This is a genomic window from Halorubrum amylolyticum, from assembly GCF_004114995.1.
GTDB classification, from domain to species: Archaea; Halobacteriota; Halobacteria; order Halobacteriales; family Haloferacaceae; genus Halorubrum; species Halorubrum amylolyticum.
This window is the reverse complement of the sequence record NZ_SDJP01000001.1, coordinates 41,989-64,582: the sequence shown is the minus strand read 5'-3', so window position 1 is coordinate 64,582 and position 22,594 is coordinate 41,989. Positions and strand designations below refer to the sequence as shown.

Below are 22,594 nucleotides of genomic sequence, written 5' to 3'. Positions count from 1 at the left end.
TTGAGTTTATTCGGGGGCGCCGCCAAACGAGGGTTTAATTCCGAGAGCGCGCCAGTGGCAGTCGTGGACCCCGATCGGATCCCCGCCGAGTTCCCCGCCCCGAGCTTCCGCGGGGCACAGGAGCGGGCGCTCGCGGACATCCGCGACGCGTTCGCCGCCGGCAACGACGTGGTCTTGGTGCGCGCGCCGACCGGCAGCGGCAAGTCCCTCCTCGCGCGGGCGATCATGGGCGCGTCGGCCACCGTCGACGAGACGGCCCCGAGCGAGGCGACCGGCGCCTACTACACGACCCCACAGGTGTCGCAGATCGACGACGTGGAGGCCGACGACCTGCTCGACGACCTGGCGGTCATTCGGGGGAAATCGAACTACGACTGCATCCTCCCCGGCGAGCACGACACGCCGGTCAACCGCGCCCCCTGCGTCCGCCAGCAGGGGTTCGACTGCTCCGTGAAACACCGGTGTCCGTACTTCTCCGACCGCGCCATCGCCTCCGGGAACCGCTACGCCGCATTGACGTTAGCCTACTTCATGCGGACCGCCGGCTCGGAGGTGTTCCGCAAGCGCGACGCCGTCGTGATCGACGAGGCCCACGGACTCGCGGAGTGGGCGGAGATGTACGCGACGATCGAGCTCTCGCCCGACCGCGTCCCGGTGTGGGACGAGGTCGGCGTCCCCGATGTCGAAGCCGACGCCGGTCCCGAGGAGGACGCGCTCGACCGCACCGCGCGGTTCGCCGCGTCGCTCCGCGACACGGCCAAGCGGGCGAAAGACGAGCTGACCGGCCGGCCCGAGCTCGACCGCGAGGAGGTCGCGCGCCGAGACCGCCTGCAGGAGCTGATTTCCGAGCTCGGGTGGTTCTTGGAGGACTACCGCGACCCGGAGTCGCCGACGACGTGGGTCGTCGACCAGCCCGACGGCGAGGGGTCGGCGCTCGCGATCAAACCACTCGACCCGGCCCGCTACCTCCGGCACACGGTGTGGGACCGCGGGAACACGTTCGCGCTGCTGTCCGCCACCATCCTCTCGAAGGAGGCGTTCTGCCGCGGGGTCGGCCTCGACCCCGCGAACGTCGCCCTCGTCGACGTCGAGCACACGTTTCCGCTCTCGCACCGGCCCCTGTACGACGTGACGCAGGGACAGATGACCTACGAGCACCGCGACGAGACGGTACCGAAGATCGCCCGCCTGATCGTCCGGCTGATGGCTGAACACCCCGACGAGAAGGGGCTTATCCACGCGCACTCGTACGACATCGCCGGCCGGCTCACCGAGCTGCTCGGCGAGTTCGGCGTCGCCGTGCGGGTCCGGCGGCACGACCGCGCGAACCGGGACGCGGAGCTGGCGGCGTGGAAGGCGAGCGGCGACCCGGAGGTGTTCGTCTCGGTGAAGATGGAGGAGGCGCTCGACCTGAAAGGCGACCGCTGCCGGTGGCAGGTCGTGTGTAAGGCGCCGTACCGCAACACCAACGACTCCCGGGTCGCCCGCCGGCTCGCCGACGACCAGTGGGCGTGGTACCACCGGACCGCGCTCCGGACCGTGATTCAGGCGTGCGGCCGCGTCGTCCGCGCGCCCGACGACCACGGCGCGACGTACCTCGCGGACGACTCCCTACTGGACCTCTTCGACCGCGCGAAGGCCGACACGCCGCCGTGGTTCCGCGACCAGATCGACGCGATGACGACGCCGACGCTCCCCGACTTCGATCCCACCGCGGCGCTCGCCGGGATCGACGCCGAGCCGTCGGGTCCGTCGCGGGCGGCCCGTCGCGGAGGGTCGTCTCTCGGCGGCGGGTCGAGCGGGAGCGGCGGCCTCGGGAGCGACGGCTCGCGAGCGAACAGTTCGGGCGCGGGCGACTCAGGCGCGGGCGGCTCGGGCGCGTCCGGCGGGACGGGGTCCGGCCGCGGGACGGACGGCGGGGGCGGAACGACGCGAACGCGCTCGGAGGCGGACGCGGAACGCCGCGATGATCACCCGCTCTCAGACGTGTGGGGCGATCGCTAACGGTTGCCGACAGGGAGAGTCGCAGGCGGTGACGGTCCCCCAGTCCGGACCGCGATCGCCCGACCGGTTCCGTTCGGTGCTTACAGGAACGCGAACGAGACGCCCCACACCACCATGGAGCTGACCATGAGGAAGGCGAAGAACAGCGCGAACAACTGTGATCTGTCCATGTGCCCGCTACGACCGCAGAGCGTGATAACTCCTGCGGGCGCGGGTCGGCGTCGGTCGACGCCGATCGACGTTACGTACCGATCGAGAGGGCACCCGGAACGCATTATATTACCACGGACTGATCAACTGTCAATATATATCGTATAAGGTGTATCAGGAACCTCAATCGATTAGTAACCTTCATAAACCCTCACGCCAGTAGAGTAGGTATGGCAACGAAGGGGCTGGCGACCGCGCTGACGCTGTACGGGGCGCGAACACTGACACTCTCTCAGGCCGCCGCGCAGGCCGGTCTCAGCGAGGCGGAGTTCGTCGAGCAGTTGGAGCGCCGCGGGATCGAGGTGACCGAGTCGGAGCGCGCCGCCGCGCTCGGGGAGGAGCAGCCCGTCCACGCCGACTGATCGGAAGCGACTGAACGACGTCGACACGCGAGGCGGCGGATTTCGATCCGTCAGGGCTGTTGAGATCCTCTTCTGCAGATATATTCTCGTCCGCAACGGCAGATCGCTGAGCGGTGCTTCTCGATCGATGACGGGAGTACGTGATGCGGATCGGGTGAGGTATCACTTATAAGCGGCCATCGCAGTCGCTCGGGGATATAAATACCGGAGGTGCTGGCGAACTACTCCTCGGGGACGAGGTGGACCTCGCCGCCGTGCTCGAACGCGAGCACCGAGTCGGCGTCGCCGTCGACGAAGTCGGGGTTCGGAACCGTCTTCGCCTCGTAGGTGACCGGGTCGAGCACCTGGACCGCGTTCTCGTCTTCCACCGTCACCACCGTCGTCTCCGCGGCGTCGTCCCGGCGACCGAGGCGGGTCGCGTCCGGGGCCGCCGCGTCCTCGAACTCGGAGATGTACTCCGCACCCGTGGCGAGGCGGACGCCGCGGAGCCGGCCGGAGACGCTCGTGACGAGCACGGGGCCGTCGCCGTCCTCGGGGTCGATTACCTCGCCTTCGGCGTAGCGCGGGAGGCGGACCGCGAACGTCACCCGGTACACCTCGTTGCCGTCGCTGTCTTCGGTGACGAGCGTCGGGTACGACTCGAAGCTCCCGCCGAGCGACTCCGTGATCCGCGTCGCGACGTTCTGTGCGAGCCGGTTCGAGGAGAGCTTGATGTCCGGCCCGTCGTCGGTCTCTTTGACCTCCGTGATGAACGCCTCGCGGTCGCCGTCGGCCTCTTGGTCGGCGACGTACGACTCGGCGATGTCGAGCGCCTCGGCGCGCTCCACGGGCGTCAGCTCGCGCTCGTCCGCGCGCACCTGCACGATCCCGGCGTAGTAGCCGCCGGCGATCCGACCGCAGCGGTCGCAGGTCCCCCGCGAAATTTTGACCGGGACGGTGACCTCCGCGGAGCGGAGCGTCCCGCGGACGACCCCCGAGAACCGGCAGTGCATCCGGACATTGTTCTCGTCGACCTGCTCGGGCTCGACGCCCCACTCGACGTCTTCGGCGTCGACGTGGACCCCGAGCGCCTCCGCGACCTCGTCGACTGCGACGTCGGTGTAGTCGCGCGCGCCCACGTCCCGCCACGACTCGCCCCGGCGGACCGCGCCGCAGCCGGAACAGACCAACACCTCGATCCGGTCGGGCGCGTCGACCAGTTCGAAGTCCTCGAAGTAGCAGTCGTCACACAGCAGCGCGTCCCGTCCGCCGGGGTCGCCGGGAAGCGGCTCGCGCCGCTCCGGGACGGCGTCGCCACACCGGGGACAGAACTCCCGCGACTCGCTCATTACCGGCGGCTACGCCGAGGAGGCGTTTAAGCGGCGCGGACCGGCCTCGCTCGGGGCCGCCGGGGGCGCGTCGCGGTCGATCCCTCTGAAACGGTCGATCCCTCTGAAACGGTCGATCCCTCCGAAATCGTTTTTCGCACGGACCGAGAACGGGTGCGTATGAGCGAGACCCCCGACGACGAACGGCTCGAAGAGCTGCGAGAAAAGAAGATGGAAGAGCTCCGCGAGCGCCAGCAGGGCGGCGAGGCCGACGCCGAGGCCCAACAGCAGGCGCAGGAGCGCGCCGAGGCCCAACAGGAGGCCGTGCTCAAGCAGTACCTCACGGACGGCGCGCGCCAGCGGCTCAACGCGGTCGCGATGTCGAAGCCGGAGTTCGGCGACAAGGTGAAACAGCAGGTCGCGGCGCTCGCGCAGAGCGGGCGGATTCAGGGACAGATCGACGAAGACCAGATGCGCGACCTCCTGAAGGAACTCCAGCCCGACCAGCAGAGCTTCGACATCCGGCGGCGATAGATGGAGCTCGCGCTGCTGTACAGCGGGGGGAAAGACTCCTCGCTCGCCGCCCACCTGCTCGACCGATTCTACGACGTGCGCTGCGTCACCGGCAGCTTCGGACTCACCGACGACTGGGAACACGCCGAGCGCGCGGCCGCGGAGCTGGGCTTCCCGTTCGAGCGCGTCGACCTCGACCGGGAGGTCGCCGAGGAGACGGCCCGGACGATGATCGACGATGGGTACCCGCGAAACGGGATTCAACGGGTCCACGAGCACGCTTTGGAGGCGATCGCGGGCCGCGACGTCGACGCTATCGCCGACGGCACGCGCCGCGACGACCGGGTCCCCACGGTGTCGCGCGCGCAGGCGCAGAGCTTGGAGGACCGTCACGGGATCGACTACATCTCCCCCCTCTCCGGCTTCGGCCGCCACGCCGTCGACCGCCTCGTCGAAGAGACGTTCGACGTCCAGCAGGGGCCGAGCGAGGAGGTCCCCAAGGCCGACTACGAGGACGAGCTCCGGACGCTCATCGCCGACGAACACGGCGAGGAGACCGTCGGCGAGGTGTTCCCGGACCACGACCAGACGTACGTCCACGGCCGGAACGACTGAGCGGGCCGAGCGGCGAGGGCAGGGAAATCGACTCGAGCGGGCGGAACGACCCGGCGAGTTGAACGACGGAGACGAGCCCTTCACGCCCCGGCGCCATCACCGACCCCGTTTCGCCTTCCCTCGCCCGCCGTCGCTCCGTTTCTCAGACGGCGACATCTTCGAACCGGATTCGGAGCTGTCGCGAATCCACCGTTTGATACCGTGTCACGCGTTCTCTCAGCCCTCGGGCATAAACCCCATGCACCCGATTATCTCATCCGATAACTCGGGGTTAGGGGTTAAACCCCGGAGCGGATTCCGAACGCGTGTGTGTCGTAACAGACCGATAACGAAACGCAGCCGTCGCGAGCTGCTGGCCGCGGCGTCCGGAGCCGCCGCGCTCGGGCTCGGCGGCTGTCTCGGATCGAACGCCGAACGCACCGAAGATCGCCGCACGCCCCTGTCGGAGCGGACCCTCCGGTACGGGGGCGTCATGGCGCTCTCCGGCGGGTTGGAGTCCGTCGGCACCCCGATCGCCGACGCGGCCAAGCTTCCGGGGAAACAGCTCGACGCCTCAGACGTCGAGGCCGACGTCGAGTGGCGGATCGAGGACTCGGAGACGACGGCGCGCGGGGGGATCGACGCGATGCGGACGCTCGTCGACGCGGGGTTCCCCGCGGTCGCCGGGCCGCTCGGCTCCGACGTGACCCTGCAAGCGGTCCAGCAGGCCTCCATCCCCGCGGAGGTCGTCAACTGCTCGCCCGCGAGCACGACGCCGACGCTGTCGATCCTCAACGACCGCGGGTTCAGCTTCCGGACCGCGCCGGACGACTCGCTGCAGGCCGTCGTCGCCGCGGGGCTCGCTGCCGACGAGCACGGCGCGTCCTCCGCGGCGACGCTCCACATCGCGGGCGACTACGGCCGGCAGCTCTCCGGCGCCTTCGCCACGTCGTTCGACGGCGAGATACAGCGACAGGTCTCCTTCTCCGACGAGTACGAGGAGCCGCTCGCGACCGCGCTCTCCGGCGAGCCCGACCTGCTCTTCGTGATCGGCTACCCGGAGGACGGCGTCGAGATATTCGGTCACTACTACGACGGCTACGCCGGCGACGAGACCGTGTTCACCACCGACGGGATGATGGACTCGTCGCTCCCGGAGCAGGTCGGCGAGCCGATGTCGAACGTCTACGGGACGGCGCCGTCCTCGAACGGTCCGGGGTACGACGCCTTCGCGGAGCGCTACGAGTCCGAGTACGGGAGCGCCCCGACCATCTTCACCGCGAACGGGTACGACGCCGCGGCGGTGCTCCTCCTCGCGAACGCCGCCGCGGGCGAGAACGACGGGGGCGCGATCCGTGAGCAGATGCGCCGCGTCGTCTCGCAGGGCGGCACCGAGGTCACGCCTGACTCGCTCGCCGAGGGCGTGCGCCGCGCCGCCGCCGGCGACCCCGTCGAGTACCGGGGCGCGTCGAGCGAGATTGCCTTCGACGAGAACGGCGACGTCTCCGGGATCGACTACGAGTACTTCCGGTACGACGCCGACGGGATCAGCGTCATCGAGGAGGTCTCTCCGGAGGTGGGCGCATGAGCGACGAGGAGTCGCAGAAGATCGGTGACTCGTCGAACAACACCGCGAACGACGCCGACGAAACGGTCGTCGGCCGAGCCACGAGGCGGCTTACGCCGGGCGTGATCCGGCGCAACTACCGGGCGAAGTTCGTCATCTCCATCCTCCTCGTCGTGGTCGTCCTCGCGGTCGTCGGCGGCGTGAACTACGCGAGCGCCGAGGCCACGGTCGAGCAGGACGCCGAACAGCAGCTCACATCGACGGTGGACATGCACGCCGACTCGATCAACGAGTGGGCGGTCTCGATGGAGACCCACACCCGATCCGTCTCGTCGACGCAGGCGCTCTCGGGGGCGGACGCCGGGACTGCCGAGGGAGAGCTGATACAGAAGCAGGCGCAGCTTCCGGTCGACGTGCGGGCGATCCACCTCGTCGATACGGCCGAGGGGAGCGTCGTCACGAGCACGTCGCCCGCCCTCCGCGGCGAGTCGGTCGACGGGATCGAGGCTCCGTGGAGCGACGTCGAGCCCGGCGTCGACCTCACCTCGTCGAACGACGTCTGGAACTCACCGAGCGCCTACGAGTCGAGCGCCATGGGCGATCAGGTGATGGCGTTCGCCAGCCCCGTCGCGGGCGACGAGTCGCGCGTCGTCGTGCTGGTCGGGACCCTGCAGTACCGGGTCGACAACCTCCGGCAGCTCCACGCCGACCAAGAGACGATGATCGTGGACTCCGACGGCGAGACTATCCTCTCCGGCGGCAACGCCACGCTGAACGCCGAAAGCGACATCGTCGGCCGGCTCGGGGCGTCCCGCGACGGGACCGCCTTCGATCGGGGTGACGACGAGGTGGCGGCGTACGCCTCGACCGGCGACAAGGAGTGGGTCGCCGTCACCACCGTTCCGACCGCGCAGGCCTTCGCCGCCGGCGACGCGGTCGGAACCAGCGTCCTGACGGTGATCGGCGCCGGGCTCCTCTCGCTCGTCGTCGTCGGGATCGCGTTGAGTCGGCAGACGGTCGGCCCGCTGCGCGACCTCCGCGACCGCGCGGAGCGCATGGAGGCCGGCGACCTCTCGGTCGATCTGGAGACGAACCGAATCGACGAGATCGGCCGGCTGTACGGATCGTTCGGCGCGATGCGCGACTCCCTCAGCACCAAGATCGACGAGGCCGAGACCGCACAGGAGGCCGCCGAGGCCGAGCGCGAGCGGATGGCGCGGCGCAACGACCGGCTCCAGTCGACCGCCGACGACTACGGCGAGACGATGCGGGAGGCGGCCGACGGCGACCTCACCGCACGGATGCGGACCGACACCGACGACGAGGCGATGGCCGCGATCGCCGAGGAGTTCAACGGGATGATCGCGGAGATCGAGCGGACGTACGCCCGCCTCTCGGCGTTCGCCGACGAGGTCGCCTCGGCGTCCGAGCAGGCGACGGCCTCCGCCGAGGAGGTGGCCGAGACGGCGTCCGAGGTCGCGGGCTCGGTCGACGAGATCTCGCGGGGCGCCGCCGATCAGAACGAGTCGCTGATGGAGGTGAGCGACGAGATGAGCGACCTCTCCGCGACGATCGAGGAGGTCGCCTCGTCGTCCGACCAGGTCGCCGACGCCGCCGCGCGGACGGCGGAGGCGGGGAACCGCGGTCAGGAGGCCGCCAGAGACGCGATCGACGAGATGGAGACGACCGAGGAGACCGTCGAGGAGGCGGTCGCGGCGATCCACGCGCTCGACGAGGAGGTGAGCGAGGTGGACCAGCTGATAGACCGGATCTCCGAGATCGCGGAGCAGACGAATATCCTCGCGTTGAACGCCAACATCGAGGCCGCTCGCTCGGCCGGGGAGGCCGGCAAGGGGTTCGAGGTGGTCGCGGAGGAGATCAAGACGCTGTCCGACGAGGTGAAGGACGCCGCGGAGACCGCGGAGTCCCGGATCGACGCGATCCGCGACCGGATGGATCAGTCGACGGCCGAGGTCGAGTCGACGAGCGATCAGATCGACGATGCCGCGGAGCGCGTCGAGGCCGCAGTCGACGACCTCGAACACATCGCCGACCTCGCCGACGAGACCAACGACGGGGTCCAAGAGATATCCGACGTGACGGAAGAGCAGGCCGCCTCCACCGAGGAGGTCGTCTCCATGGCCGACGAGGTGGCGACGATCAGCGAAGAGACCGCATCCGAGGCTGACAACGTCGCCGCGGCCGCCGAGGAGCAGACCACCTCGCTCACCGAGGTCTCGAAGTCCGTCTCGTCGCTCTCCGAGCGCGCCGCCCGGCTCTCGGAGACGCTCGATCGGTTCGAGACGGACGCCGACGTGGAACCGGCGGACGGCGAGGAGGGCTCTCTCGGTTCCCTCGCGTCCGGCACCGCCCCCACTGACCCGGAGGCCGCCGACCCCGGCGCCGCCGACCCCGCACCCACTGACCCGGGCGCCGCTGACCCCGCCCCGACGGGCGAAGCGGACTCGGACTGACGGCTCGGGTCTCGCTTCCCGCTTTCGCCCTCTCTTCGTGTCTGCCGGGCCGGCGGTCGCCCCCGAAAGGATGCTTTCAAGCGGGCGCTCGCCGAACCGACGTGCATGTACGACGGCCTCAAGGGATTCCGCGACTTCTACCCCGGCGAGCAGTCGGCCCGCCGCGAGGTGACGGACGCGATCGAGGACGCCGCGAGCCGGTACGGCTTCCGCGAGATCGCCACCCCAGCCTTGGAGCGGACGGAGATGTACGTCGACAAGTCCGGCGAGGAGATCGTCGAGGAGCTGTACGCCTTCGACGACAAGGGCGGCCGCGGCGTCTCGCTCACGCCGGAACTCACGCCCACCGTCGCTCGAATGGTGGTCGCGAAGGGACAGGAGCTCTCGAAACCGATCAAGTGGGTCTCCACCCGCCCGTTCTGGCGCTACGAGCAGGTCCAGCAGGGCCGGTTCCGCGAGTTCTACCAGACGAACATCGACGTGTTCGGCTCCTCGGCGCCCGAGGCCGACGCCGAGGTGCTCGCGGTCGCCGCCGACGCGCTCACGAGCCTGGGACTCACCGGCGACGACTTCGAGTTCCGCGTCTCGCACCGCGACATCCTCGGCGGCCTCGTCCGCGCGCTCGCGGACGACCCGGACGCGGTCGACACCGCGGCCGCGATCCGCGCGGTCGACAAGCGCGCGAAGGTCGACGACGGCGAGTACCTCGGGCTCCTCTCGGACGCCGGGCTCGACCGCGCGACCGCCCGCGAGTTCGACGACCTCATCTCGGGCGTCGACGCCCCCGAGGACCTCGACGCGGTCGCCGAGGCCGGCGGCGAGGAGGTCGAGGCCGCCGTCGAGAACCTCCGGAACGTGCTCGCCGCCGCCAACGACTTCGGCGCGGGCGAGTTCTGCGACGTGTCGCTGACGACCGCCCGCGGGCTCGACTACTACACCGGCGTCGTCTTCGAGTGCTTTGACTCCACCGGCGAGGTGTCGCGCTCCGTCTTCGGCGGCGGGCGCTACGACGACCTCATCGAGAGCTTCGGCGGCCAGCCCACCCCCGCGGTCGGGGTCGCGCCCGGCCACGCCACGCTCAAGCTCCTCTGTCAGCGGGCCGGCGTCTGGCCCGACGAGGAGCTGACGACCGACTACTACGTGCTCAGCGTGGGCGACACGCGTTCCGAGGCGGCCGCGCTCGCGAGCGACCTCCGCGCGCTCGGCGACGACGTGGTCGTCGAGCAGGACGTCTCCGACCGGTCGTTCGGCGCCCAGCTCGGCTACGCCGACTCGATCAACGCCGAGACGGTCGTGGTCGTCGGCGAGCGCGACTTGGAGAACGGCGAGTACACGGTGAAAGACATGGAAAGCGGCGACGAGACGACCGTGCCGGTCGCGGAGTTCCCGCCCGAGGAGGGGCTGCCGACCTACGAAGACTACGAGTAGCGAGGCGGCACGGTCGCCCTCGCCGACCGCCGACAGGACCATCCCGATCGATCGTTTCATACTGATAGCACGTCTCACGGTAACACGTATGAGCGACGACCGGATTCCCGTGACCGTTCTCAGCGGATACCTCGGCGCCGGGAAGACGACGATGGTGAACCACCTGCTCGCGAACCCCGGCGACAGGCGGATCGCCGTCATCCTGAACGACATGGGCGAGGTGAACGTCGACGCCGAGCTCGTCGCGCGCGAGAACGACGAAGAGGGGATCGTCGACCTCTCGAACGGCTGCATCTGCTGTCGGCTGCAGGACGACCTGTTGAGCGAGGCCGCGGCGCTCGCGGCGTCGCGGGAGTTCGACTACCTCCTCGTCGAGTCGTCGGGCATCTCCCAGCCGATCCCGGTCGCGCGGGCGTTCACGGAGGGGACCGACGAGTCGGAGATCGAGCCGACCGAGCGCTTCCGGCTCGACACGATGGTGACCGTCCTCGACACCTACGGGTTCTGGAAGGAATTCGACGCGGGCGAGAGCCTGCCGGGCGACGGGGAGCCGGCGGCGGACCGGCCCCTCGCGGACGTGCTCGTCGAGGGGATCGAGTTCTGCGACGTCCTCGTGTTGAACAAGACGGACATGGTCCCCGACGACGTGCTCGACGAGATCGAGTCGGTCGCCGAACGGCTCGGCCCGCGCGCGAAGCGCATCCGAACGAGCTACTCCGAGGTCGACCCCGGCGACGTGCTCGACACGGGACGGTTCGACTTCGAGACGGCCAAGCGGTCGCCGGGGTGGAAGCGCGCGATCGCGGAAAGCGAGGGCGACGGTCACGAACACGGAGGGACGGAAGAGGGCCACGAACACGGAGGGACGGAAGAGGGCCACGCCCACAACCACGCCGAGGGCGCCGCCGCGGCCCACGGCGTCGACTCGTTCGTCTACCGGTCCGCCGACGCGCTCGATCCCGAGTCGTTCGCCGACTGGCTCGACGACTGGGACGGCGCCATCGTTCGGGCGAAGGGGGTCGCCAACGTCGCGGGCACCGACGAGGTCATCGGCGTGAGTCAGGCCGGCCCCTCGGTGCAGGCGGGGCCGATCGGCGAGTGGGGGCCCGACGACGACCGGCGCACGCGGCTCGTCTTCATCGGCAGCGAGATGGACGAAGCGCGGATTCGCGGGGAGCTCGACGCGCTGGCGGCGTCGGACGCGGACCAGGCGTCGGCCGCCGACGCCTTCCCGCTCTGAGGCCGCCGAGTCAGATCTCCAGCTCCGCCTGCAGGTCGTCCCAGTCCTCGTGGAACCCGTGAGTGGACTCGGTCTCGGCGCCGACCGCCGACTGGTAGACGTCGTCGTACTTCAACAGCTCCCCCCAGCCGTCGTGGAACGCCCAGTTGCAGTACTTACACATACGGGCCGCAACGCGCGGGACGGACATACCGGTTTCGGCGGTCCGGACGCCGGGGAGTAGCTCTCCGAGCGCCGACAGAGTGAACCCCGTCCGTGGCGTACGGTACCCATCGGCGCGGTCGGACCGCGACGAGACACTCATGGTCACGTACAGGCGCGGCGGATACGTTCAGGGGGACGACGACGCGGTCGAACGCACCTGCGAGCACTGCGGCTGGCACTGCGTCGCCGACGGCTACCCGGAGCTCGTCGGGCGGTACCAGTCCCATCTCCGAGACGAGCACCCGAAGGCGTGGCTCCGGGCCTGACGCTCGGAGCGGGTCGAAAAAGTCGGAACGGCGACGGCGAGAGGCAGCGGCTCGGCGGCTCAGGGTTCGAGCAGGACCTTCGTGACGCCCTCTTCGCGGGCGTCGAACGCCTCGTACATCTCGGGCGCCTCGTCGAGGTTGACGCGGTGGGAGACGACCCAGCTCGGGTCGGCGCGGCCCTCGATGATCATGTCGCGGAGGTACCGGTTGTACTCCTTCACGTTACACTGGCCCGTGCCGCACTTGAGCCCCTTCTCGAAGAACTTCCCGAAGTCGATGCCGAGCCGCCCCTGCGCGGCCATGTCGTCGGGTGCGCCCGGGTCCTCCGGCACGTACAGGCCGGGGATGCCGAGTTCGCCCGTCGGTCGGACCACGCGGATCAGGTTGTTGATCACGACCGCCGGGTTCTCCTTGGCCGGCTGGTAGGAGTAGTCCTCGGTGTCGGTGTCGACGTCGTCGGGGTCGGTCGCCTGATACCCGACGGCGTCGACGCCCTTATCGACCATCCCGCCGTGTGCCTCGAGGATCTGGTCGACCGGGTCGCCCTCGGAGAAGTCGATCGTGTGGGCGTCGCAGTGCTCCTCGGCCAGCTCCAGCCGGCTCGGCACCTGATCGACGACGTAGATCTCGGCGGCCCCCTTGATCTTCGCGCTGTAGGCGGCCATCAGCCCGACCGGCCCGGCGCCGAAGATGGCGACGGACTCGCCGGGCTGGAGGTTCGCCAGCTCGGTGCCGTGCCACCCGGTCGGGAAGATGTCCGCGAGCAGCGAGAACGCGTCCTCGTGTTCGCGGCCCTCGGGCAGCTTCAGCGCGTTGTGGTCCGCGTACGGGACGCGCAGTTTCTCCGCCTGTCCGCCCGGATACGGCCCCATCGCGACGTAGCCGTACGCCCCGCCGGCGAAGCCGGGGTTGACGTTGGTACAGAACCCCGTGTACCCCTCCTCGCAGTTCTGACAGAACCCGCAGGAGACGTTAAAGGGCATCACGACGCGGTCGCCCTCCTCTAGCGTCGAGACGGCCTCGCCGACCTCGCTCACGACCCCCATGTTCTCGTGACCGAACACGATCCCCTCCTCGGCGGCGGTCCGACCCTCGTACATGTGGAGGTCGGAGCCGCAGATACACGAGGTCGTGATGTCGACCACGACGTCGTTCGGGTGTTCGATCGCCGGGTCGTCTACCTCCTCGACGGCCACGTCGTACGGGCCTTGGTATACAACAGCTCTCATGTGTGATCCGTGTGATCGATGGGCGTCCCGTATTCTAAACGTTTTTACATTATATTATACTGTTAATAAATTGAGTTACAATTCAATTATACGTCGACTCGTTCGCGCGGCTCCGCCGGCGACGAGGAGAGCGCGGCCCGGTCAGTCGTCGTCCGACGGGACCGAACCGTCGACCGCGTCGACGCCGTCTCGGGAGGACGGGTCCCGAGGCGGATCGCGCGCCTTCGCGGACTCGAATCCGTCGTCGGCTTCCTCGTCGTCGACGGTCGCGTCGGCGGCTTCCTCGTCGTCGCCGTCGGCGTCACCGGCACTCGCGTCGTCGGCGCCCCCGGCGTCGTGGCCGACCTCCGCGTCGCCGGCCCGGTCGTCGCGCGCCTCGAACTCGTCGGCCAGCGTCCGGAGTTCGTCGGCGCGGGCCGACAGCGACTCCGCGCTCGACGAGATCTGGGAGATCGCCGCTGTCTGCTCCTCGGCGGCGGCGGAGACGTTCTGCGCCTCGCTCGCGGTCTCGACGCTCACCTCCGAGACCTCGTCGATCATCGCGACGGCCTCCTGCGTCGAGTCGGCCTGCTCGTCGGTTGCGTCGTTGATCGACTGGATGCCCGCGTTCGCGTCCGACACCTCCTCGGCGATCGCCTCCAGCGTGTCGACCGTGTCGTCGACGATCTCCCGGCCCTGTTCCACGTCCTCTTCCATGGCGAACATGTCCTCCGCGACGGAGTGGGTGGAGTCCTCGACGCCCGCGATGAGCTCCTCGACCTCGGTGGTCGCCGCCGCGGTCTCCTCCGCGAGCTCTTTCACCTCGCGGGCGACGACCGCGAAGCCCTCGCCGGCCTCGCCGGCGCGGGCGGCCTCGATCGAGGCGTTCAGCGCGAGGATGTTCGTCTGCTCGGCGATGTCGTCGATCAGCCCGACCACCTCGCCGATCCGCTCCACCTCGTCGCGGAGGTCGGCCATCTCGTCGACGGTGCTGCCCATCTCGGTGTCGATCCGGTCCATGTGGTCGATCGCGGCGGTCGCCTGCTCGCGGCCGTCCTCGCCGGTCTCGACCGTCGCGGCCGACCGCGCCGCCAGCTCGTCGGTCGAGGAGGCGATCTCCTCGACGGTGGCCGAGAGGTCGTTGAGCTCCGCGGCGGCCGTCGAGAGGTTCTCCTCCTGTTTCTCGGCGCCCACGGAGATCTCCTCGACGCTCTCCGCGACGTCGACGCTGGTCGACTCCACCTCCTCGGCGGACGCGGTCACCGCGGAGCTCTGCTCGCCGACGGTCTCGGCCGCGTCCTGAATGGCGACGACGAGCCCCTCGACGCGGTCGAGCATCCCGTTTACCGAGGTCGCGATCTCGGTCATCGCCTCGCTGTCGCTCTCGGGGTCGAGCCGGCGGGTGAGATCGCCCGCGGCGACCGCGTCGATCTCCTCGCCGTACTCGTCGGCCTTCGCTTCGAGGTGTCCCGAGAGCGCCTCGGCCTCCTCGCGGGCCGCATCGGCCTCCTCTGCGGACTCCTCGACCGCCCCGATCTGCTCGCGCATCGTGTTACGGATGCGGTCGAACAGCCCCGAGAGCTGGCCGAACTCGTCGGCCCGGGACCGATCGATGTCGACGTCGAGGTCGCCCGTCTCGATCGACTCGGCGTACCCGCGGAGCTCGCGGACGGAGCCGTTCACGTCCCGAGAGATGAACGCGCCCACGCCGACGAGCCCGACGATCGCGATGCCGATCAGGAGCAGCACGCTCCGGGTCACGTCGCCGACGGTCCCGTACACCTGACTTTCGGGCGCCGCGACCACGACGGTCCACGGCTTGGTCTCGACCGGAACGCTCGCCGCGACGATCCGGTCCGCGTCGACGACGTTCTGTCCCGCGCCCGAGATCTCGTCGACGCGCGGTTCGTCGCTCGTTGTTTCGAGGTGCGGGAGCTCCTCCATGAGGAAGTACTCTCCGAGGATCGCGTCGCTGTTCGCGGAGAGCGCGACACGCTCCGTCTGCGACGAGACGATCTCCATGTTCGCGCCCTCGACCGGCGCGCTCAGGAGCGCCCCCCGCTCCGCGAGGTTGGTCGTGACCACGATCGCCATCCCCGGCGTGTCACCCACCCGACTGACGAACGCGAGCCGGGTCTCTCCGTCCGCGGCGTACGGCTCGAACGAGCGAACCTGATCGGGACCCGCGAATCCGGCGGGACCGACCGCCCACGGCAGGTCGCTGTCGACCGTGGTATCCTCTCTCCCCGTTGCGGTGCTCACCACGATCTCGTTCGACACCAGATCGTAGTAGTGGATGTCGACGACGTACCCCGGGAGGATTCGGTCGTTGTTGTTGAGTTCGTTGCGAATCACGTTCTCGTTCCCCGACTGAACCCGGCTCTCCGAGGAGATGCGCCGCGCGTGGTCGTTCCCTTCCTCGATGAACCCTTCGATCCCCTCCGCCTCGCGCTCGGCCGACGAGATCAGCGTCTCTCGGGCGTCGGACTGCACGCTCGCTTGGACCTGATCGAACGTGAGCGCGCCCGCCCCGAGCAACACCGCCGAGACGATCAGTATCACCGCTGCGATTTTGAAAATATATCGCCCGCGGAGACGGTCGTAGATTCCCCGAGAGAGGCCGATATCCTCGTCTGTAGGCATTGCGCTGCGCTTCTCGCGTCAGTTTATAAAACCACCCGGCTAGCTATCAGACGTGATAGTTCTCCGGTGTCCGGCCCCGTGGCCGGAACGAACCGCGCCGGGAGGCGCCGAGGTCCGGTCCCCGCGCAGCGGTCGGTCCCCGCGCAGCGGTCCGGTCCCCGCACAGCGGTCCGTGAGGCGCGTCGGAATCGTCGGGCGGGTCGCGAGACGCGTCGCCCGGCTTTCCCCTTGCACTTCCGTAATGACTATGCCCGGTCCCGGCGAACCGCCGCTCATGGACTGGCCACACGACCCCGACGGCGAACAGGGGAGCGAGGGCAGGCGGCAGTACGGGCACGCGGTGCTCGCGAAGAAGATCGACGAGGAGGAGGACTTCCCGCTGTCTGCGGCGGAGTACGTCGAGCAGTACGGCGACCACCCGATCCGGATCGGCTACGAGACGGTCGTCTCCGTCGAGGAGATCTTCGAGAACGTCGAGGAGGAGGAGTTCGCGGACTTCGTCGAGTTCCACCAGGAGCTCGGGCGCGCGATGCGCGAGAGCGGCTACTGGTTCTACGAGGGCGCGGAGCAGTTCGTCGACGGCGGCGCCTGAGCCGGCGGCCTCGCGCACATCCGATTCGATGGGTACCAGTGCGTCCGCGATCATCGAATGGGCCGCCGCGTCCGGTTCGATGGGCCGCCCGCATCGCCGGGCGGACCGACGCACCTCGACCCTTTTAAGCCCTCTCAGGGCGAGCGACCCAGCATGAGCGACGACCAGATCGTCATCCTCGCCCACGAGAAGTTCCCCGACCGTGCGAAGACCGCCCTCGGCGTGATGCGCTACGGCGACCAGGACGTGCGCGCCGTGCTCGACCGCGACCGCGCCGGCGACCGCGTCAGCGACCACGTCCCGGACATCCCGGACGCGCCGATCGTCGAGTCGTTTGAAGACGCGTACGCTGCCGCCGACGGCGACGTGGACGCCCTCTACATCGGGATCGCGCCGATCGGCGGCGGCTTCGACGAGTCGTGGCGCTCCGACGTGGAGGCCGCGATCGAGGCCGGCTGCGACGTGGTGAGCGGGCTCCACTACTTCCTGAACGAGGACGAGGAGCTCGCCGCGCTGGCCGCCGAACACGGCGTCGACCTCGTCGACGTGCGCGAGCCCGACGACGACCTGACGGTGGCGACGGGCGCCTCCGGCGACGTGGACGCCGACGTGGTGTGCACGGTCGGCACCGACTGCTCCGTCGGGAAGATGACCGCCTCGCTGGAGATCGTCGCGGCCGCCCGCGAGCGCGGGATCGACGCCGCGTTCGTCCCGACCGGCCAGACCGGGATCATGATCGCCGGCTGGGGGAACCCGATCGACCGCGTGGTCGCCGACTTCGCCGCCGGCGCGGTCGAGGAGATGCTCGTCGCGGTCGGCGACGACCACGACCTCCTCGTCGTCGAGGGGCAGGGGAGCATCGTCCACCCCGCCTACTCGGCGGTCACCTGCGGCATCCTCCACGGCTCGATGGCGGACGGGCTCGTCCTCTGTCACGCCGCGGACCGCGAGGTCATCCACGGCTACGAGTCGTTCTCGCTCCCGCCGCTGTCCGACTACGTCGACCTCTACGAGGGGCTCGCGGCGCCGGTCCGCGAGGCGAGCGTCGTCGCCGGCGCGCTCAACACGAAGGACGTCGACGACGACGCGGCCGCCGCGGACGCGGTCGCCGAGTTCGGCGACGAGGCCGGCGTCCCGGCCGCCGACCCGGTCCGCGACGGCGCTGACCGAATCGTGGACGGGATCGTCGACGCGGGGCTCGGCGAGGGTGCTGCGACCGCCGAGGGAGGGGCCGCCGGCGAATGAGCCTCGACGCGACCTTCGAGCGGGCGTCGCTCCCCTTGGAGAACCCGTTCACGATCGCCCGGGGCACCCAGACGGACGCCGAGAACGTGATCGTTCAGATCGCGGACGAGGCCGGAATGACCGGCGTCGGCGGCGCGGCCCCCTCCGCCCACTACGGCGAGACCGCCGACACGGTCGAGGCCGTGCTTCCGGATCTGCTCGACGCCGTCGAGCGCGTCGGCGACCCCCACGCCCTCCACGAGATCGAAGGCGAGCTGGCGACCGCCGTCAACGACAACCCGGCCGCCCGCGCCGCCGTCTCGATCGCGGTCCACGACCTCGCCGCGAAACGCCTCGGCGTCCCGCTCCACCGCCTCTGGGGGCTCGACCCGTCGGCCGCGCCCGCGACCTCCTACACGATCGGACTGGACGAGACGGAGCGCGTGCGCGAGAAGGCCGAGGAAGCGGTCGAGGCCGGCTACCGGGTCCTCAAGATCAAGCTCGGCACCGACCGGGACCGCGAGCTGATCGACGCGGTCCGCGAGGCCGCGCCCGACGCCCGGCTCCGCGTCGACGCCAACGAGGCGTGGACGCCCCGCGAGGCGGTCGACAAGACCGAGTGGCTCGCAGAGCGCGACGTGGCGTTCGTCGAGCAGCCGGTGCCCGCGGAAGACCCCGAGGGCCTCCGGTTCGTCTACGAGCGGTCCGCGCTCCCCATCGCCGCCGACGAGTCGTGCGTGACGCTCTCCGATATCCCCGCGATCGCCGATCGCTGCGACATCGCGAACCTGAAGCTGATGAAGACCGGCGGCCTGCTGGAGGCGAGGCGGATGATCGCCGCCGCGCGCGCTCACGGCCTGGAAGTGATGTGCGGCTGCATGATCGAGTCGAACGCGTCGATCGCCGCGGCCGCGCAGCTCGCGCCCCTGCTCGACTACGCCGACCTCGACGGGTCGCTGCTGCTCGCCGAGGACCCGTACGACGGCGTGGACCTTTCCGGCGGCGAGATCCGACTCGGCGACAGCGACCGCGCGGGGACCGGGGCGCGGCCGCGGTCGGAATAACGGCGAAAAGGGGCGTCGCGGGGACCAACCGCTCGAATTGCGCCTCGGTCAGTTTCGCTGCTCGTCGGCGTCGACCTCGGACTCCTCCAGTTCCACGTCGACCTCCTCGGTGGCGTCGCTTTCGAGGTCGGCGTCGCCATCGAGGTCGGCTTCGAGGTCGTCGCTGCCGATCTCTGACTCGATGTCCGCCAGCTCGTCGTCGATCTCCGCGTCGGTGCTCGTCCCGCCGTCGTCGCTCGCGGGCTCGCCCTTCCCGAGATCGCCTTTCAGCGTCTCCAGCTCGGCGTCGACCTCGCTGTTCGTCGAGAGGCTTTCCAGCTCGCGGTCGATGTTATCCTTGTCCGAGAGCGCGTCCTCGAAGGCGCCGGAGTCCTCCAGCTCGTCCATCGCCTCCGCGCGCGCCTCCATCTCCTCGGTGCGCTCCTCGGCGCGGTCGATGGACCGGCTCACGTCCTCCATCTCGTCGCCGACGCCCGTCATCGCCTCCGAGACGCGCGAGGACGCCTCGGCGGCCTCGTAGCGGGCCTTCATCGTCTCCTTCTTCGTGCGGAACTCCTCGATGCGGTTCTGGAGCTTGTTCTTCTTCTCGACGAGCTGCTCCTGCGTGTCGTTCAGGTCCGCGATCTGACCCTCTAGCTCTTCGATCTGGGCCATTTTCGATTTCTTCTTTTCGAGGGCCTTCCGGGCGAGGTCGTCGCGGTCCTGCTGGACCGCCTCGCGGGCCTGCCGGTTGTGCTTCTCGACGTTCTCCTCCAGCTTGCGCTTCTGGATCTCCAGGCGCTTCTTCTGGGTCGTGAGGTCGGCGATCCCCTGTTTCACGTCCTGGAGCTCGTCGCGCATCTGTTCGTACGAGTAGTCGAGCGACTCCGTCGGGTCCTCCGCCCGGTTGAGGAGGGCGTTCACCTTCGAGCGGATGACGTAGGAGGCGCGAGAGAGGATTCCCATACCCGCCTTACACGCTCCACCCGTTAAAACCTCATGTGGTTCGTTGGCGGGCGTCCGCCGCTATCGGTCGGATCGCGCTCCGAACGCGTTCGTCTCAGCCGTTCGGGCGGTCGGTGCTCTGGCGAGACGCGGTCGTCGCTCACGGTCGCGGCGGCGCCGGCTCGGTGGGGCCGTCAGCGCTCGTCCGACGCGTCGGAACGGCCAGCCGGCGCGTTCGGGTCCGCCGTCGACTCCTCCCTCGTCAGCGCCTCGAAGTGGCCGAGCAGCCGTGCGATCCCCTCGGGCTTGACCCACGTCGTCACCGCGTCGTCCGACGCGATCTCCTCGCGGACGCGGTCGGCGTCACGGACCGGAACGGTCAGTTCGGCGGGGGTCTCGAACCGGTCGGCGTGTCCCTCGATCAGCCGTCGGGCCTCCGCGAGTTCGCGGGCCGCGTACTCGTCCGGGTCGAGCGACTCGGTGTCCTCCGCGACGACGACCCGCCTGGTCGTCCCGTCGTCGAGCTCCAGCCGGACCACCGCCTCTTCGACGCGGTCCTCGTCGAGGTACTCCGCGAGCACGTCCTCGAAGAAGGCGGGCGTCATCCGGTCCCCTCGGGGTCCCGTATCGGTCTCTCGAGACATGGCCGACCGTTCGACCCGGTCGTACACGTCGGTACCGCTCGATCCCAGCGCGTGGGAACCGCCCCCGAACGTGAGAGGTGAGCCGTTTACGGACCGGTGGCGACCGTTCATCAAAGTACATCGCTGCGAACATGTTCACTGATTTTCCAACGCGTGTAGAATCATACCGGACCTTTTGCTCAACACTGGACGAACTTGGCCATAGGAGTACCACCATGTCACAGCCCACGACGTCCCCAGAGGCGGAAAAACGGGGGCAGAAGGCGGAACGGGAGCAGAAGGCGGAACGGGAGCAGAAAGAACACCGCGAACGGAAGGCAGACCACGAGGACCGGATCAAACGGCACCTCAGCGCGTCGCGCGAGATCGCGTCGAACCTGGAGTTCGACGACGAGCTCGACTTCGAGATGGGGCTTCCGAAGCCGGATCGCCGGCGGTTCCTCGCCACGAGCGCGGTCGCGGCGGCGGGGGCGTTCGCGGGGTGCAGCGGGGAGTCGGAGCCGCCGGAGGCGAACGAGTCCTCCGAGGAGCCGGCGTCGGAGTCGACGTCGGCCGACGAGAGCGACGCCGCGGGGTCGGAGACCGTCCAGCTGGAGGCACACCAGTACGAGTTCCGGCCGCAGGAGATCCGCGTTCCGCCGAACACCGAGCTCACGATCGAGTTCACGCAGTCCACCTTCGAGCAGAACGAGGACTTCACCGTCCACACGTTCTACCTGGAGGAGCCGTACGACATCGGGCCGGTCGAGCTCCCCGAGAGCACCGACGACGACGTGACCGACTCGGTGACGTTCGTCGCCGACGAGGAGGGCACCTTCGACTTCGAGTGTAACGTCTACTGCGGCGACGGCCACGCCCAGATGAACGGGCAGCTGTACGTCGTCCCCGAGGGGGAGTCGATCGATCAGGTCGACTTTACCGAGATGGAGACGCTGACGGACCGTCACGAGGTGATCACCGAGGAGAGCGAGCTGCCGGCCGAGCCGGAGCACGACCTCGACCTCCGCGACGTCATGGTCGTCACGGAGCGCAACAACGCCTCGGTGGCGATGATCGACACGGTCAACGACGAGCTGCTGGAGCGGGTCGAGGACGTGGGGAAGGCGATCCACGTCCACGACTTCCACCCGGACCTGCCGGAGCAGACCCGCGAGGGCGCGTACGTTTACACCCAGTCCCGACAGGGCGAGATGTACAAGATCGACCTGTTCGGATTCGAGCGCGTCGCGGTCGCGGACGCGGGGACGGACGCGCGCGACATCGCCGTCTCCAGCGACGGCGAGTGGGTGATCGGCGGGTTCTACAACCCGAACCACCTCGTCATCTGCGACGCCGAGACGATGGAGCCGGTCAAGCGCATCCCGACCCACACGGTCAACCCGGACGGCCAGAGCGTCGGGAGCCGGGTGTGCTCGCTGTACGACGTGCCCGAGGAGGGGCTGTTCCTCGCCGGCCTGAAGGAGGGCGGCGAGGTGTGGCTCATCGACTACACCCGGGAGGATTTCCCGGTGGTGGCGACCATCGACTGCGGCCGGACGCTCCACGACGGCTTCTTCACCGACGACGGCCGCTACTTCATGATCGCCTCCCAGACGGACAACCAGATGGACGTGATCGACACCCGGGAGCGCGAGCACGTCGCCGCCATCCCGATGGACGGCGTCCCGCACCCGGGGCCGGGCGCGCTGTACCCCGACGAGGACCTCGCGTTCACGACCCACGCCGGGGCGCCGAGCGTCGGCGTCTGGAACACGACCACCTGGGAAGTCGAGGAGATGATCGACGTCCGCGGTCCGGGGCTGTTCATCCGCAAACACGAGAACAGCGACTACGTGTGGGCCGACGTCATCCTCACCGACACCGAGGACGACGCGTACGTCTACCAGATCGACCCGGAGACCTTGGAGGTTACACAGGAGATCGACTGCAGCCAGTGGGGCGTCACCGGCTCCATCCATCCGGAGTTCAGCCGCGGCGGCGAGAAGGTGTACATCAGCGGCTGGATGGGAGACAACCAGTCGATCCTCGTGTTCGACCCGAACACGGGCGAACTGCTCGACCAGATCGAGGGGCTGCTCGCGCCGACGGGCAAGTTCCTCGGCGTCCGGGCGGAAGGCCACTGATCG

The 22,594-nt window shown here is 69.2% G+C and carries 19 protein-coding genes; 13 read left to right on the top strand and 6 right to left on the bottom strand.

Features of this window, described 5'->3' with window-relative positions; translation table 11 throughout:
* Positions 1-63: 63 nt before the first annotated feature.
* Complete coding sequence (locus tag ESO89_RS00305) at positions 64-2,004, top strand: helicase C-terminal domain-containing protein (protein WP_128903700.1); 1,941 nt, start codon at positions 64-66, stop codon at positions 2,002-2,004.
* A 380-nt stretch (positions 2,005-2,384) separates the two neighbouring features.
* Positions 2,385-2,576, top strand: a complete 192-nt coding sequence (locus tag ESO89_RS00300) for a UPF0175 family protein (protein WP_128903699.1) — start codon at positions 2,385-2,387, stop codon at positions 2,574-2,576.
* Positions 2,577-2,797: 221 nt separating this feature from the next.
* On the opposite strand, the gene ESO89_RS00295 is transcribed toward ESO89_RS00300, so the two are convergent.
* Positions 2,798-3,904 carry a 60S ribosomal export protein NMD3 gene (locus ESO89_RS00295; RefSeq protein WP_128903698.1) on the bottom strand — a complete coding sequence of 369 codons (1,107 nt, stop codon included), beginning with the start codon at positions 3,902-3,904 and terminating at the stop codon, positions 2,798-2,800.
* Between the two features lie 159 nt (positions 3,905-4,063).
* Between ESO89_RS00295 and ESO89_RS00290 the strand changes: the two genes are divergently transcribed.
* From ESO89_RS00290 to ESO89_RS00265, 6 genes are all read left to right on the top strand, one after another.
* Positions 4,064-4,417, top strand: coding sequence for a DNA-binding protein (locus ESO89_RS00290; RefSeq protein WP_128903697.1), 354 nt, complete (start codon positions 4,064-4,066; stop codon positions 4,415-4,417).
* Positions 4,418-5,011 carry a DUF7411 family protein gene (locus ESO89_RS00285; protein ID WP_128903696.1) on the top strand — a complete coding sequence of 198 codons (594 nt, stop codon included), beginning with the start codon at positions 4,418-4,420 and terminating at the stop codon, positions 5,009-5,011.
* 307 nt (positions 5,012-5,318) lie between these two features.
* Positions 5,319-6,578, top strand: coding sequence for an ABC transporter substrate-binding protein (locus tag ESO89_RS00280; protein WP_128903695.1), 1,260 nt, complete (start codon positions 5,319-5,321; stop codon positions 6,576-6,578).
* Positions 6,575-9,031: a methyl-accepting chemotaxis protein gene (locus ESO89_RS00275; RefSeq protein WP_128903694.1), complete on the top strand. Its 2,457-nt coding sequence runs from the start codon at positions 6,575-6,577 to the stop codon at positions 9,029-9,031. The genes ESO89_RS00280 and ESO89_RS00275 overlap by 4 nt, the downstream gene beginning before the upstream one ends.
* Positions 9,032-9,136: 105 nt before the next feature.
* Positions 9,137-10,459: a histidine--tRNA ligase gene (gene hisS, locus ESO89_RS00270; RefSeq protein WP_128903693.1), complete on the top strand. Its 1,323-nt coding sequence runs from the start codon at positions 9,137-9,139 to the stop codon at positions 10,457-10,459.
* 88 nt (positions 10,460-10,547) lie between these two features.
* Positions 10,548-11,699 carry a CobW family GTP-binding protein gene (locus ESO89_RS00265; protein WP_128903692.1) on the top strand — a complete coding sequence of 384 codons (1,152 nt, stop codon included), beginning with the start codon at positions 10,548-10,550 and terminating at the stop codon, positions 11,697-11,699.
* A gap of 10 nt (positions 11,700-11,709) precedes the next feature.
* Here the strand turns inward: ESO89_RS00265 and ESO89_RS18330 are convergent, their stop codons facing one another.
* Positions 11,710-11,862, bottom strand: coding sequence for a hypothetical protein (locus ESO89_RS18330; RefSeq protein WP_164932720.1), 153 nt, complete (start codon positions 11,860-11,862; stop codon positions 11,710-11,712).
* 139 nt (positions 11,863-12,001) lie between these two features.
* On the opposite strand from ESO89_RS18330, the gene ESO89_RS18325 reads away from it, so the two are divergent.
* Positions 12,002-12,169 carry a hypothetical protein gene (locus ESO89_RS18325; RefSeq protein WP_164932719.1) on the top strand — a complete coding sequence of 56 codons (168 nt, stop codon included), beginning with the start codon at positions 12,002-12,004 and terminating at the stop codon, positions 12,167-12,169.
* A 59-nt stretch (positions 12,170-12,228) separates the two neighbouring features.
* Here ESO89_RS18325 and ESO89_RS00260 read toward each other — a convergent pair whose 3' ends face one another.
* Together ESO89_RS00260 and ESO89_RS00255 are read right to left on the bottom strand one after the other, a co-directional pair.
* Positions 12,229-13,398 (bottom strand): glutathione-independent formaldehyde dehydrogenase, encoded by a 1,170-nt coding sequence (locus ESO89_RS00260; protein WP_128903691.1) that lies wholly within the window; start codon positions 13,396-13,398, stop codon positions 12,229-12,231.
* Between the two features lie 141 nt (positions 13,399-13,539).
* Positions 13,540-16,020: a methyl-accepting chemotaxis protein gene (locus ESO89_RS00255; RefSeq protein WP_128903690.1), complete on the bottom strand. Its 2,481-nt coding sequence runs from the start codon at positions 16,018-16,020 to the stop codon at positions 13,540-13,542.
* Positions 16,021-16,294: 274 nt separating this feature from the next.
* Between ESO89_RS00255 and ESO89_RS00250 the strand changes: the two genes are divergently transcribed.
* The 3 genes from ESO89_RS00250 to ESO89_RS00240 all read left to right on the top strand — a co-directional run bounded on the left by ESO89_RS00250 (position 16,295) and on the right by ESO89_RS00240 (position 18,900).
* Positions 16,295-16,612 carry a DUF5785 family protein gene (locus ESO89_RS00250; RefSeq protein WP_128903689.1) on the top strand — a complete coding sequence of 106 codons (318 nt, stop codon included), beginning with the start codon at positions 16,295-16,297 and terminating at the stop codon, positions 16,610-16,612.
* Positions 16,613-16,765: 153 nt separating this feature from the next.
* On the top strand, positions 16,766-17,857 hold the full coding sequence (locus ESO89_RS00245; protein WP_128903688.1) for a DUF1611 domain-containing protein: 1,092 nt from the start codon (positions 16,766-16,768) through the stop codon (positions 17,855-17,857).
* A complete protein-coding gene (locus tag ESO89_RS00240; RefSeq protein WP_128903687.1) occupies positions 17,854-18,900 on the top strand; it encodes a dipeptide epimerase in 1,047 nt (348 codons plus the stop codon). Before ESO89_RS00245 ends, ESO89_RS00240 begins: the two co-directional genes overlap by 4 nt.
* Before the next feature lie 48 nt (positions 18,901-18,948).
* On the opposite strand, the gene ESO89_RS00235 is transcribed toward ESO89_RS00240, so the two are convergent.
* Together ESO89_RS00235 and ESO89_RS00230 are read right to left on the bottom strand one after the other, a co-directional pair.
* Positions 18,949-19,845, bottom strand: a complete 897-nt coding sequence (locus ESO89_RS00235) for a PspA/IM30 family protein (RefSeq protein WP_128903686.1) — start codon at positions 19,843-19,845, stop codon at positions 18,949-18,951.
* Positions 19,846-20,018: 173 nt separating this feature from the next.
* A complete protein-coding gene (locus ESO89_RS00230) occupies positions 20,019-20,468 on the bottom strand; it encodes a hypothetical protein (protein WP_128903685.1) in 450 nt (149 codons plus the stop codon).
* Positions 20,469-20,683: 215 nt separating this feature from the next.
* Between ESO89_RS00230 and ESO89_RS00225 the strand changes: the two genes are divergently transcribed.
* Positions 20,684-22,591 carry a cytochrome D1 domain-containing protein gene (locus ESO89_RS00225; protein ID WP_128903684.1) on the top strand — a complete coding sequence of 636 codons (1,908 nt, stop codon included), beginning with the start codon at positions 20,684-20,686 and terminating at the stop codon, positions 22,589-22,591.
* The last annotated feature ends 3 nt before the right edge of the window (positions 22,592-22,594 follow it).